General features: G+C 61.9%; 13 protein-coding genes and 1 tRNA gene. 12 read left to right on the top strand and 2 right to left on the bottom strand.

The genetic code is table 11. From position 1 onward, the window contains the following. Window positions 1–524 precede the first annotated feature (524 nt). A tRNA-Met gene (locus tag Q1X90_RS06850) sits at window positions 525–598 on the bottom strand. A gap of 104 nt (window positions 599–702) precedes the next feature. Between Q1X90_RS06850 and metA the strand changes: the two genes are divergently transcribed. From metA to nucS, 10 genes are all read left to right on the top strand, one after another. Continuing rightward, a complete protein-coding gene (gene metA / locus Q1X90_RS06845; protein WP_300768404.1) occupies window positions 703–1,866 on the top strand; it encodes a homoserine O-succinyltransferase in 1,164 nt (387 codons plus the stop codon). A 26-nt stretch (window positions 1,867–1,892) separates the two neighbouring features. Continuing rightward, complete coding sequence (gene atpB / locus Q1X90_RS06840; protein WP_300768402.1) at window positions 1,893–2,708, top strand: F0F1 ATP synthase subunit A; 816 nt, start codon at window positions 1,893–1,895, stop codon at window positions 2,706–2,708. A gap of 53 nt (window positions 2,709–2,761) precedes the next feature. After that, window positions 2,762–2,992, top strand: coding sequence for an ATP synthase F0 subunit C (atpE, locus tag Q1X90_RS06835; protein WP_163227922.1), 231 nt, complete (start codon window positions 2,762–2,764; stop codon window positions 2,990–2,992). Window positions 2,993–3,046: 54 nt separating this feature from the next. Further along, window positions 3,047–3,577: a F0F1 ATP synthase subunit B gene (locus tag Q1X90_RS06830; RefSeq protein ID WP_300768410.1), complete on the top strand. Its 531-nt coding sequence runs from the start codon at window positions 3,047–3,049 to the stop codon at window positions 3,575–3,577. Window positions 3,578–3,609: 32 nt separating this feature from the next. Continuing rightward, entirely contained in the window at window positions 3,610–4,437 is an 828-nt protein-coding gene (locus tag Q1X90_RS06825) for a F0F1 ATP synthase subunit delta (RefSeq protein WP_300768394.1), read from the top strand. Window positions 4,438–4,492: 55 nt separating this feature from the next. After that, window positions 4,493–6,121: a F0F1 ATP synthase subunit alpha gene (gene atpA, locus Q1X90_RS06820; RefSeq protein ID WP_300768392.1), complete on the top strand. Its 1,629-nt coding sequence runs from the start codon at window positions 4,493–4,495 to the stop codon at window positions 6,119–6,121. A 3-nt stretch (window positions 6,122–6,124) separates the two neighbouring features. Continuing rightward, window positions 6,125–7,045: a F0F1 ATP synthase subunit gamma gene (locus Q1X90_RS06815; protein ID WP_300768390.1), complete on the top strand. Its 921-nt coding sequence runs from the start codon at window positions 6,125–6,127 to the stop codon at window positions 7,043–7,045. 8 nt (window positions 7,046–7,053) lie between these two features. Then, window positions 7,054–8,538: a F0F1 ATP synthase subunit beta gene (gene atpD, locus Q1X90_RS06810; protein WP_300768388.1), complete on the top strand. Its 1,485-nt coding sequence runs from the start codon at window positions 7,054–7,056 to the stop codon at window positions 8,536–8,538. A gap of 1 nt (window position 8,539) precedes the next feature. Beyond that, complete coding sequence (locus tag Q1X90_RS06805; RefSeq protein WP_300768386.1) at window positions 8,540–8,836, top strand: F0F1 ATP synthase subunit epsilon; 297 nt, start codon at window positions 8,540–8,542, stop codon at window positions 8,834–8,836. A 121-nt stretch (window positions 8,837–8,957) separates the two neighbouring features. Further along, complete coding sequence (gene nucS / locus Q1X90_RS06800; protein ID WP_300768384.1) at window positions 8,958–9,689, top strand: endonuclease NucS; 732 nt, start codon at window positions 8,958–8,960, stop codon at window positions 9,687–9,689. A gap of 48 nt (window positions 9,690–9,737) precedes the next feature. On the opposite strand, the gene Q1X90_RS06795 is transcribed toward nucS, so the two are convergent. Then, on the bottom strand, window positions 9,738–10,730 hold the full coding sequence (locus Q1X90_RS06795) for an FKBP-type peptidyl-prolyl cis-trans isomerase (RefSeq protein ID WP_300768382.1): 993 nt from the start codon (window positions 10,728–10,730) through the stop codon (window positions 9,738–9,740). 196 nt (window positions 10,731–10,926) lie between these two features. Here Q1X90_RS06795 and Q1X90_RS06790 point away from each other — a divergent pair, with 196 nt between their 5' ends. Next, window positions 10,927–12,030, top strand: a complete 1,104-nt coding sequence (locus tag Q1X90_RS06790; protein WP_300768380.1) for a hypothetical protein — start codon at window positions 10,927–10,929, stop codon at window positions 12,028–12,030. A gap of 17 nt (window positions 12,031–12,047) precedes the next feature. Further along, window positions 12,048–13,037: a hypothetical protein gene (locus tag Q1X90_RS06785; RefSeq protein WP_300768408.1), complete on the top strand. Its 990-nt coding sequence runs from the start codon at window positions 12,048–12,050 to the stop codon at window positions 13,035–13,037. Window positions 13,038–13,089: the final 52 nt, after the last annotated feature.

Raw genomic sequence — 13,089 nt, 5'->3', positions numbered from 1 at the left:
TCTCAGACACGGTCGCCCGTCGTTGGCGACCCGAAAGGTGTGCGCCATTGCGTAGCCGACAGCACGACGCACTATACCGGCCTGCATCTTGACGACGATGACGAACAGCCACCTTCAACACCGCGATCACACATGATTCCGGCCGGCGGGCATCCACGCACGCCGCCACCCACGACAGGAAACGCATACTTCGAACACCCACCCCTTCGATCGAAAAACCGACCAATTCCATACCATGCACATCATGCACTCGAGGTGCCCGAACTCGTTGGAAACCCAGCCGGCGGAACGCCCGGGCCGTCGCGCCGACGATGAACCGTGTTTGCGGTGGTGTCCCGCGATCGCGTCGCTGTGACCTGCGGGTTCCCGGAATCGTGCGCTGCCGTCCCGTCGAAGGGGATGCGTCTCCAGACGTGTCACATCGGTGGGGGTGGCGTTTCCGCGACTGTGCGTACTTTTGCGCGTACCTAAGAGCTTGTGGAGAAAAGCAATGGCGCGATATCGTTGATATCGCGCCATTCTCGTAGCGGGGTCAGGATTTGAACCTGAGACCTCTGGGTTATGAGCCCAGCGAGCTACCGAGCTGCTCCACCCCGCGTCGGCCGCCTTAACGGCAGCTCTATCTACTTTACCGAGTGATGCGGGAATGTCAAATCGGTGTGGTGAACCCCTTTGTGCCGGGATACGGACATAATGGTTGCCATGCCTATCAATATTCCCAGTGGCCTGCCGGCGCGGGCCATACTTGACTCCGAGCGCATCTTCGCGCTGGAGAGGCCTGAGGCCGAGCGCCAGCGCGTGAGGCCGTTGCGACTGGTGATCCTCAACCTCATGCCCAAGAAGATCGAGACGGAGACGCAGCTTCTGCGGCTGATCTCCAAGTCCCCTCTGCAGGTAGAGGTCGACTTCATGAAGACCTCCACGCACCAGTCCACGCATGTCAGCGCCGACCATCTGCTCAAGTTCTACGAGAATCTCGACGCCTTCGAGGACAACTGCTACGACGGTCTCGTCGTCACGGGGGCTCCCGTGGAGCATCTGGACTTCGAGCAGGTCGATTACTGGGACGAGTTCACGCATATCCTCGATTGGGCGGGGTCTCATGTGTTCTCCACCATGTACCTGTGCTGGGGGGCAATGGGTGCGCTCTATCACCGTTATGGCGTGCGCAAGCACGTTCTGGACACGAAGCTGTTCGGCGTGTTCCCGCAGTTCCTGCAGGACGAGTACTGCTTCCTGACGAACGGATTCGATGAGGTGGCCCTTCAGCCGCATTCGCGTATCGCCGGCGTGGATGAGGAGGACGTCGCGGCGAACCCCGCTCTGCAGACGCTCACCTGGGGGCCGCGGTCAGGACCGGGACTCATCGCCACGCGCGACTTCTCCGAGGTGTTCGCTCTGGGCCATTGGGAATACGGAAAGTACACTCTGGCCGACGAATACCAGCGGGATATGGCCAAGGGCATGGTCAACGTCCCGCTTCCGGCGAACTACTACCCCCATGACGACCCCACGCTGGAGCCTCTGTTCTCCTGGCGGGCCCATGCCAATCTCCTCTGGCGCAACTGGCTCAACTGGGTGTACCAGACCACGCCGTACGACCTGTCCGAGGTCCCGGCGCTGAGATCCGAGAAGAGACTCGGCACCGACCGCGCCATCCGACACGCTCCGGGATCGCCTCGAAGGGACGGATTCGCGCCATTGTCGGCCGATGGATACGGCCTTGTAGAAAACAGTCCTAGAATCACATCTAGCCATTCGGGGTTGAATGTCGACACGACCCCGAGTCGCGCCCGGCAGACCGGTGATGCTCCTCGCGGAGGAAATCGGCCCGATACATTCAGCCCGACCGATGGGCTAGACTGACAGCTGAACGAAGCGGGAGGCGCGCGATGATCAGTGCTGCGTATGCTGTGGGTGCGGTGACTCTCGCGGCGAAGTCCATGGAGATGCCCAGCATCGACGATTTTCTCCCTCCGGAGATTCTCTTCTCGGGCACACCCTTCGCCGTCAATCGCATCATTCTGGTCCGCATTCTGGCCACGGCCATCATGCTCGTCGTCCTCGGCGTCACGGCCGCCCGTGCGCGTCTGATCCCGGGACGGTGGCAGGCGGCCATCGAGATGATGGTGGATTTCGTCCGCGACAACATCGTCTATCAGGTGATGGGCGAGCTTCGGGGACGTCGGTATGTCCCCATGGTCACGACCGTCTTCTTCACCCTGCTGGTGTTCAACCTCTGCGGCATCGTTCCTGGCTTCAACATCGCGGCCAGCGCCACGATCACCCTGCCGCTTGCCTTCGCGCTGTGGTGCTTCTGCCAGTATTGGGTGGCCGGCGTGCGGGAGAAGGGTCTGGGGCGTTTCCTTAAGGACGAGCTGTTCCCCAAGGGCGTTCCGTGGCCGATCTACTTTCTGCTCGCGCCCATCCAGCTCCTCGAGCTTCTGGTCATCAGACCGTTCTCCCTGACGATTCGACTCTTCGCGAACATGGTGTCGGGACACCTTATCCTCGCCCTGTGTCTGTCGGCGACGCAGTTCTTCCTCATCGACTACGCGGGCAAGCTGCTTATGCCCTTCGGCGTGATCACCTTCGCGGCCGGAGTCTTCATGTTCCTGTTCGAGGCGCTGGTCGCCTTCCTGCAGGCCTATATCTTCGCCATCCTGACAACCGCATACATCAATATGAGCTACCCGGAGATCGACTGACGCCGGGACAACATCTGTTGCTTTCTTAAGCAATAACCAGAAAGGACACAATTATGGATATCGTCACCCTCGCTGAGGTCGCCGGCAACCTGAACGTCGTCGGATACGGTCTCGCGGCCATTGGCCCCGGTATCGGTCTGGGAATCCTCATTGGCAAGACGATCGAGAGCACTGCCCGTCAGCCCGAACTGGGTGGACGCCTGCAGACGCTCATGTTCCTTGGTCTCGCGTTCGTCGAGGTGCTGGCGCTGCTCGGCTTCGTGGCCGCGTTCATCTTCAGCTGACCCACCGTGGGAACTGATGAGACTACAAGGACATGAAAGGAGGAAGGCATCATGATTACCGTGGCAGCCAGTGGCGTGGACCTGTTCCTGCCCAAGTCGTATGACATCGTGTGGTCGCTGATTATCCTCGTCATCGTCGCGGCGTTCTTCTACAAGTACTTCCTGCCGAAGTTCCAGTCGGTTTTCGACGAGAGGTCCCACAAGATCGAAGGCGGCATCGCCAAGGCCCAGAAGGCCCAGAAGGATGCCGACGAGGCCAAGCGCAAGTACGAGGAGCAGCTGAGCACGGCACGCGTGGATGCGTCGAAGATCCGTGACGACGCGCGCGCCGAGGCCTCGCACATCATCGCCGACGCCCGGTCGAGGGCCGAGACGGAGGCGTCCCAGGTCACCGCCAATGCGCAGCGCTCGATCGAGGCCCAGCAGAAGCAGGCGCTGGTCAGCCTGCGCGGCGAGGTCGGAACGTTGGCCACCGCGCTGGCGGGTAAGATTCTCGGCTCCCGTCTTGAGGATGATGCCGTCCAGTCGTCGATGATCAATCAGATGATCGATGAGATCGGCTCATCGGACGGCGAACGCAAGTGATGAGCCATGTCGCAAGGAGGAGGTGAGGGCACATGCGTGGAGAGGCATCGCGTATAGCGGATCGCACGTCGCGTGATTCCCTGGCGCCCAGACTCCGCAATGCGGGCGACGACGCGTGGCGGATCGGCAATGAGCTGTTCACCGTCACGGATCTTCTGGATGGTTCCACCCATGTGGAGCGGGCGTTGACCGACCCATCGCGGTCTTTGGATGACAAGAAGCGGCTGCTGTCGACCCTTCTGGGAGATCGGGCGCATCCGCTGACCATGGAGATCCTCACCGATCTTGCGGCGCGCAGGTGGAGCAGGTCGGGCGATATCGCCAACGCGGTCGAGGATTTCGGGGTTGACGCCATGATGTATGCGGCGGATTCCGCCGGATCGACCCTCACCGTGTCAGTTCAGCTCGCCGAGCTGCATTCGGCGCTGTTGAACCTTCCCGTGGTCCGGGCGCGCCTCTACGACGAGAAGGTTCCGTCGCAGACCCGCATCCAGCTGCTTCACACCGTTCTGGGCGGCAACAACCTCGACCCCATCACGATGCGTCTTGCGGAGCGAGCCACGGAGAACCTCCGCAATCGGCGGTATCTGGCGACGATCCAGTGGCTGATCAACAAGTTCTCCCGTCATATGGGTGAATCGATGGTTACCGTCACCACGGCCACGCCGCTGACTCCCGATCAGATAGATCGTCTGTCCCGTGCCTACTCGGCCAGACTCGGCCGTGCCGTCCACATCAACTCCGTCGTCGACGCGACGGTTCTGGGTGGCATGCGCATCCAGGTGGGGGATGAGGTCACCGACAACACGGTGGTGGCCCAGCTGCAGTTGCTGCGCCGACGGGTCAAGACAAGTGCATGAACGGTCGTATGACCGATAACGACGTACAGTCAGAAAAACAACATAAGGAGTGATCATGGCAGAACTTACCATCGATCCCGCCACGATTCGCAAGGCGCTCGACGAGTTCGTCGAATCGTACAAGCCGTCGGACACGCCGACCCAGGAGGTCGGGTATGTGGCCACGGCCGGCGATGGCATTGCGCATGTGACGGGACTGCCTGGTTGCATGGCCAACGAGCTGCTGACCTTTGAGAACGGCACTTTGGGGCTGGCCTTCAATCTGGACGCGCGGGAGATCGGCGTCGTGGTTCTGGGCGACTTCGCCGGAATCGAGGAGGGCCAGGAGGTCCGCAGAACAGGGGACGTCCTGTCCGTTCCAGTGGGGGACGGCTATCTCGGTCGCACGGTCGACCCTTTGGGCAACCCCATCGACGGACTCGGCGAGATCGCCAGCGAGGGACGTCGAATTCTTGAGGCGCAGGCCCCCGACGTCATGCACCGTCATCCGGTCGACGAGCCCATGTCCACCGGGCTCAAGGCCATCGACGCGATGACCCCGATCGGCCGTGGGCAGCGCCAGCTCATCATCGGCGACAGGCAGACCGGCAAGACCGCCATCGCGATCGACACGATCATCAACCAGAAGACGAACTGGGAGAGCGGCGATCCCAAGAAGCAGGTGCGCTGCATCTACGTGGCGATCGGTCAGAAGGGCTCCACGATCGCTTCGGTGCGTCAGAGCCTTGAAGAGGCCGGGGCGATGGAGTACACCACCATCGTGGCGAGCCCCGCATCGGACTCCGCGGGGTTCAAGTACATTGCCCCCTACACCGGCTCGGCGATCGGCCAGCACTGGATGTACCACGGCAAACACGTCCTCATCGTGTTCGACGATCTGTCCAAGCAGGCCGAGGCGTATCGGTCCATCTCGCTGCTTCTGCGTCGCCCGCCGGGGCGCGAGGCATATCCTGGCGATGTGTTCTACCTGCACTCCCGTCTGCTGGAACGCTGCGCCAAGCTGTCCGACGATCTGGGCGGAGGTTCGATGACCGGTCTGCCGATCATTGAGACGAAGGCCAACGACGTGTCGGCGTACATACCGACCAACGTGATCTCCATCACCGATGGCCAGATCTTCCTGCAGTCCGATCTGTTCAACGCCAACCAGCGTCCCGCCGTGGACGTGGGCATCTCGGTGTCCCGAGTCGGCGGCGCCGCGCAGACGAAGGCTCTGAAGAAGGTCTCCGGAACCTTGAAGATCTCTTTGGCCCAGTACCGGTCCTTGGAGTCCTTCGCGATGTTCGCCTCCGATTTGGACGCCGCGTCCAAGGCCCAGCTGACCCGTGGGGCGAGGCTTACCGAGCTGCTCAAGCAGCCCCAGTTCTCGCCGTACTCCATGGAGCAGGAGGTCGTGTCGGTGTGGGCGGGAACCCACGGAAAGCTTGACGATCTCGATTTGGGTGACGTGCTGCCGTTCGAGAAGGCCATGCTGGACTATCTCGACCACAACACCGACATCCTCTCGACGATTCGCGACACCGGGGATTTCACCAAGGACACCGAAACCGCTCTGGACAAGGCCATCGACGACTTCCGCGCCACCTTCGTGACGAAGGCCGGCAAGCCGTTGGTGGAGAAGAAGCCGTCCGTCAGGCCGGACACCCCTGTGGAGCAGGAGAAGATCGTGGCCGGGGGGAAGTGATTCATGGGTTCCCAACTTGCATTGAAGTCGAGGATCGCCTCGACGGCCTCGCTCCAGAAGATCTTCAACGCCCAGGAGATGATCGCGTCCTCGCACATCGCGAAGGCGCGGGATGTGGCGCTGAACGCGAAGCCGTACACGGACGCGATTTTCGAGGCCGTGCAGGCATTGGTGGCGCATACCCACATCACGCATCCGATCGTGCGCAAGAACGAGGACAACCCCCGCGTCGCGGTGCTCGCACTGACGGCCGACCGAGGGATGGCAGGCGCTTACACGTCGTCCATCATCCGTGAGACCGAATCCCTGCTGGCGCGTCTCGACGCGCACGACAAGAAGTCGCAGCTGTATGTGTATGGGCGCCGCGGAGTGACCTACTACAAGTACCGCAACCGCGAGGTCGCGGGGACGTGGGAGGGCGACAGCGACCATCCCGGCGTGGAGGTGGCGGAGTCGATATCGTCGACGCTGCTTGACGCGTATATGAAGGATGCGGAGCACGGCGGGGTGTCCGAACTGTACATCGTTTTCACGGAGTTCGTGAATATGGTCACGCAGAAGGTGCGCGTCCTGCGCATGCTCCCGGTTGAGCTCGTCCTCCAGCAGGAGCCCGACTCGGGACCCGTTCCCGAGTCGGAGGCGGATGAGGCGACTCCGTTGTACTCCTTCGAACCCAGCGTCGACGAGGTTCTGGACGCCATACTTCCCAAGTACATCCAGTCGCGCATCCACGAATGCCTGCTCACCTCCGCCGCATCCGAGACGGCCAGCCGCCAGAACGCCATGCACACGGCGACGGACAACGCCCGAAATCTCATCGATGACCTCACACGGAAGCTCAACGCCTCCCGCCAGGCGTCGATCACCCAGGAACTTACCGAAATCATCGGCAGCGCCGACGCGCTGAACAAAGAGGAAGAGTAGGAACGCATATGGCTGAGAACCAGACCACAGCGGTTTCCGAGGAGACGGCGGCCGAGCCGACCGCTGGACGCATCACACGCGTTCAGGGATCGGTTATCGACGTCGAGTTCCCCGTGGGCCACCTGCCCGATATCTACAACGCCCTCAAGGTCACGATCTCCAACGTGGGCAACACCGAGGGCGAGACTCTTCACGAGATCACCTTGGAGGTGGAGCAGCATCTTGGGGATTCCACCGTCCGCGCGGTCGCGCTGAAGCCGACCGATGGACTGGTCAGGGGAGCTGAGGTGATCGACACGGGCGGCCCCATCGAGGTCCCCGTGGGGGATGTCACCAAGGGACACGTGTTCGACGTGTCCGGCAACATCCTCAACCTCAAGGACGACGAGCATGTCGACATCAAGGAGCGGTGGCCCATCCACCGCAACCCGCCGGCGTTCGACGAGCTCGAGTCGAAGACTCAGATGTTCGAGACTGGAATCAAGGTCATCGATCTGCTCACCCCGTACGTCGAGGGAGGCAAGATCGGACTCTTCGGTGGCGCCGGCGTCGGCAAGACGGTGCTCATCCAGGAGATGATCCAGCGCGTCGCCCAGAACCACGGCGGTGTCTCGGTGTTCGCGGGAGTCGGGGAGCGCACCCGTGAGGGCAACGACCTCATCGGGGAGATGCAGGAGGCCGGCGTCCTTGAGAAGACCGCACTGGTCTTCGGACAGATGGACGAGCCGCCGGGGACCCGTCTGCGCGTCCCGCTGACCGCGCTGACGATGGCCGAGTACTTCCGCGACGTGCAGAAGCAGGACGTGCTGTTGTTCATCGACAACATCTTCCGCTTCACGCAGGCCGGCTCCGAGGTCTCCACGCTGTTGGGCCGCATGCCCTCGGCCGTGGGATACCAGCCGAATCTGGCCGACGAGATGGGCGCTCTCCAGGAGCGCATCACCTCGACCCATGGACACTCGATCACCTCGCTGCAGGCCATCTACGTGCCGGCCGACGACTATACGGACCCCGCGCCCGCGACGACGTTCGCCCATCTGGATGCCACCACGGAGCTGTCGCGTGACATCGCCTCCAAGGGCATCTACCCTGCGGTGGATCCGCTGTCGTCGACTTCGAGGATTCTGGACCCCCGCTATGTCGGACAGGCCCACTACGACTGCGCCAACCGCGTGAAGGCCATTCTCCAGCGGAACAAGGAGCTTCAGGACATCATCGCCCTGATCGGAATCGACGAGCTCGGCGAGGAGGACAAGACCACAGTCAACCGCGCGCGCAAGATCGAGCAGTTCCTGGGGCAGAACTTCTACGTCGCTGAGAAGTTCACCGGCCGTCCCGGATCGTATGTGCCGGCCGATGAGACGATCGAGGCGTTCACGCGCGTCTGCGACGGCGTCTACGACGACGTTCCCGTGCAGGCCTTCTCCGGCATCGGCGGCATCGATGACCTTGAGAAGAAGTGGCACGACATGCAGAAGGAATTCGGGGCCTGACATGACCGCGACCATGAGTGTGACCATCGTCGCCGCCGACCATCCCGTATGGTCGGGGACGGCGAGGTCCGTGACGATTCCCGCCGCCGAGGGCGGAATGGGAATTCTTCCGGACCATGAACCCATTCTCACCGTCATCAAGGAGGGTGACGTCACCGTGGTGGAGGCCGGTGGCGAACGCCACTCCTTCGCCGTACGTGACGGTTTCATATCCTTCGATTCGAACAGGCTGACCATCGCCGTGGAGCGCGGCCGTGACGTTGTGCGGGCCGCCGCCGAGGAGTCTGCGCTCGAGTAGTGGTGCAGTAAGTAGCAGTAGCAGTGTGTTTGGGGCGCGGCGGATGGGCTACATCCGCCGCGCCTTTGCATGCGCGGGTCGTTTCCGTGGATGACGTGTGCGGATTGCTACAGTGGACGCCGTGCGAATTATTGTGGCTGACTGCAGCGCCGAGTACTCGGGGCGCCTTCAGGCGTCCCTTCCCCCTGCCAAAAGAGTGATACTGGTCAAAGCCGATTCCAGCGTTCTCATCTTTTCCGAATTGGGCTCGTACAAGCCGTTGAATTGGATGGCGGCTCCCTGCACGATACGTGAGGTCGATGCGGATCCGGACCCGCGCGCGGACTCGAAGGACTCGTGTCCATCCGCTCCCTCCGATGGCGACCATGTCAGGATTATCCGGGTCAAAGCCGACAAGACGCCCGATCTTCTGGAGATCCGTCTGACGCGCGTGTATTCGGACGACAGCCATGACCTAGGCGCGGATCCGGGGTTGGTCAAGGATGGCGTCGAGGACCACCTTCAGAAGCTGCTGGCTGAGCAGATCGATCGCCTCGGGCCGGGGTCGCGTCTGGTGCGGCGAGAGTTCCCCACCCCGATAGGTCCCGTCGACATCATGGCTGTGGACTCGCAGGGTGACCATGTGGCAGTGGAAATCAAAAGGCACGGTGGAATAGATGGAGTCGAGCAGCTCACGCGCTACTGCGCTCTGCTCAACAGGGATCCCCTTCTCGCTCCCGTTCATGGCGTTCTCGCGGCTCAGAGCATCACGCCGCAGGCGCGGGTCCTCGCGGAAAGCAGAGGATTGTCCTGTCTGCTGCTGGACTACGAGGATATGAAGGATGCGGACGATCCGAATCTGACGTTGTTCTAGAGCCAGGGTTCGGATCGTCCGCATCGAAGCGCGAAGCGGACGATGAGGTCAGGACGAGGACGTGTACGCGTAGAGGATGTCAACGACGAAATACAGCGTCGAGTTCGCCGGGATGGTCACGTTCCCCGAGGAATCCTTCTGCGCGTCCGAGCCGTAGCCGAGATCCGGAGGGATCACGAGCAGGACCTGCGAGCCGACCGTCTGCCCGGTGAGCCCCTTCGTCCACCCCTTGACGACCGAGGAAAGCGAGAAGCTGCTGGGACTGCCGCTGTCCCAGGATGAGTCGAACTGCTTCAGGGTGCCCTTCTTCGTCTCGTACCAGCCCGTGTAATGGGCGCTGACGGTGTCCGTCGAGGTGACCTTGTCGCCGGTACCCTTGATCAGCGTCTGGGCGACAAGCGATCCGCTGGGCTTGTACCCGTTGAGGGACAGCGAGGGCTTGCCATTCTTCGCGAGCGTGATCTTGGGAAGGTCGGAGGGGATGTCCTTCACCGCGGTTCCCGTCGCGCGGGTGAGCGCCTTGGTCTTGGACACCAGCGTCATGGCGAGGATGTAGGAGGTTCCGGACGAGTTCGAGTCGTTGACTCCGAAGGCGATCGTCGAATTGAGCTTCGCCCCCTTGAAGATCTTGTAATAGGCGGCGGTCGTGGACGAGGAGTCGACCACGAGCGAGCAGTCCGGGGTGTTCTTCGTCCAGGTGTTCATCAGCTCGGAGCCGTCCTTGGCGTTGATCGCGATGCCCTGGGAGCAGACGCGGTCGCCGTCCTGGATCGTCGCGCCGTCGCCCTTCTGGAGAACCGCGTACGTGTTGTTCTGGACGGTCATCGGCGTATGGAAGGAGATGGTCGGCTTCTTGCCCAGCTCTCCGGTGGCGGTGACTCCGGCCAGCTGTTTCAGCGTCGTCGAGGTACTTGTGCTTGACGAGGATGAGGTGGACGTCGATGTCGTCGTGGAGGACGATGAGGATGATGATGAGGACGATCCCCCACATCCCGCCAGGGTGAGACCCAGTGCCGCCACGATGGCAAGGGACGATATCATACGGCTGCGCCGCTTGTTTCGAGTTGGTGTTCTCATGCGTATAAGAGTAGCCGTAGAGGCCGATGAACTCTGTGGATTCGTGGGTCTTCCGATACTCCTACAAGGTTCCTAGTAGAATACCGATGATATGAAACATGAACAGCATGCCCGTTCCCATCGGACGGTCGGTTCCTCCCCCACCAGGCATGCCCGTATCATGCGGGGAATAGTGGCTCCCGTGTTCGGTCTGTGCGCCGTCGCGTTCCTGATATTGGGCGTGTTGAACGCTACGGTGTGGAGGCCGGCGACCGACATTACCGCGGCCGTCCGCATATCCGGAACACGGTATGTCGTCACGGACCCGGGAGTGTTGGGGCTTGTGGATTCCTCGACGCGCCTGCGGGCCACGGCGACGGACGCGTCGTCCACGGTCTGCGTCGCTTTGGGAAGCGCTCAGGACGTGATGGGATGGGTGGCTGGGTCGACCATCACTCGCGTCACCGGCATGTCCAATTGGACGACTCTTTCCACCGAGAGCTACGAGGCGCCGTCGAGCGATTCGAGCGCGTCGTCGTCCGTGGAGTTTCAGGATTCAGACATGTGGACAGCCTCGCGGTGCGGCGAGGGGGCTGTGACTTTGTCGGCCACATCCACCGCAAGCCAGGTCGCCGTGATCGATCTGGGATCATCGTCGGATTCGGGTTCCGTTTCGCTCAGCTGGGTGCAAATCCAGCCTCCGGATTTCGCCATGCCCTTCTATTTCCTCGCCGTTCTATCCGTGGCGCTGACCATCCTGAGCGCATCGGTATTCGCCCTTCCTCCCGAGAGACGGCGCAAGGTCACGACGACGGATCACCATGTGCATACCCACAAGGACAGGCCTGAGGAGGTCGCGATTCGCGATGCCGTCAAGGGGACTTTGGCGGTGCTGGCCTCGTGGATGCCCACAGGCCTGCGCAAGGGCAAGACTCGCCGGCATGGTCCCTCGCACAGACAGGTGGAGGGGGATGGCGCGCTCGGAATCGACGGTGAAGCCAGCGGCTCCGATGAATCTCGACCCGATGGACCCGTGGTCGTCGACCCGACCGTCCGCAGTATGGTCGTGGAAGCTGCCGATCCCGGTTCTCACGCCACTCCTGTGAAGTCAGAACAGACGGTGGGACGTGAGGATCGAAGTGGGAAGGTGGGTGATGATGTGGAGCAGACATCGGTTATATCCCCCGATGAGCTGAGCGTCTATTTTGCGCGTCTGGCCTCGGAGACGGGAGACGCGGAGGCGACCGGGAACGACGATCAGGAACGACAGGGGGGCCGCGCATGAGCGGACGTAGCCGAGTCATGAGAACATTCGCCGCTTTTCTTGCGTGCGCTTCCATCATCGGACTTGCCGGTTGTGACGGACAGACACCGCTCGTGGCATCCACCACATCGTCGTCCGAATCGTCGCCCGATCTCACTGGGGCGCAGGAGAAGGCCATACGCAAAAGAATCCTCAAGGGAATCGATTCCGCCAACTCCTCGCGTGATTCCACGGGGCTTGATTCCTTCATGAGCGGGCCGGCTCTGGCGATCAGAACGAGTGAGCTGGCCATCGCCAAGGCCACTGGCGAGCTTGATCCCAAGACCACGATTCCCAGCGGTGGCGTTCAGACCGTGATCCCCACGAATTCCGGATGGCCGAGGTCAGTGTTCACCATCACGACCACGACGAAGGATCAGCAATCGAAAAGGCTTCTTGTTCTGCGTCAGGATTCCGCCCGTGGCAATTATCGGCTCTGGGCTGTGGCCCGGTTGTTCGAAGGCGCGCAGATGCCGAAGTTCGCCATACCCTCCATTGGCTCGTCGCTTGGAGACGTCGACGATTCGGGTCTGGTGATGACTCCTGAGACGGCGGTGGAACGTTATGCCGATGTCCTCCAGAACGGCACGGGCAGCGATTACGCCACACAGTTCTCGGACGACTACTTCCGCCAGGATCTCACGACGCTCGCCAAAACCGTCCAGAAGGGTATGGAGCAGAACAAAGGAACCCAAAGCCAGACCTTCACGGCGGTGCGCGACGCCATCACCGTGATGCGGTCGAGCGATGGAGGTGATTTGGTGGTCGCGCGCATCGATTCCGAATGGGTTCGCAAGGCCGGCGAGGGACGTCAGTCGCTTCCCGCGTCCGATGCCGAGAAGGCCCTTTTCGGCTCCGGGAAGGCAACGTCGACCATGAAGGTCAGCTATGTGAACGTCGTGGCCTTATACGTGCCGCCGGCGGGATCGGGCAAGCAAGTCGTGGCGGTGGGTGCGGAGCGGCAACCGGTGTCGGTTAAGGCGTCCTAGCGGGTAGGAGACCGAGCGTCAGAGGGCTAGTGTGGGTTGTGGCGGGCCGTGC

This window comes from uncultured Bifidobacterium sp., assembly GCF_949292005.1.
GTDB lineage: Bacteria > Actinomycetota > Actinomycetes > Actinomycetales > Bifidobacteriaceae > Bifidobacterium.
This window is presented reverse-complemented; position numbering and strand designations above follow the sequence as displayed.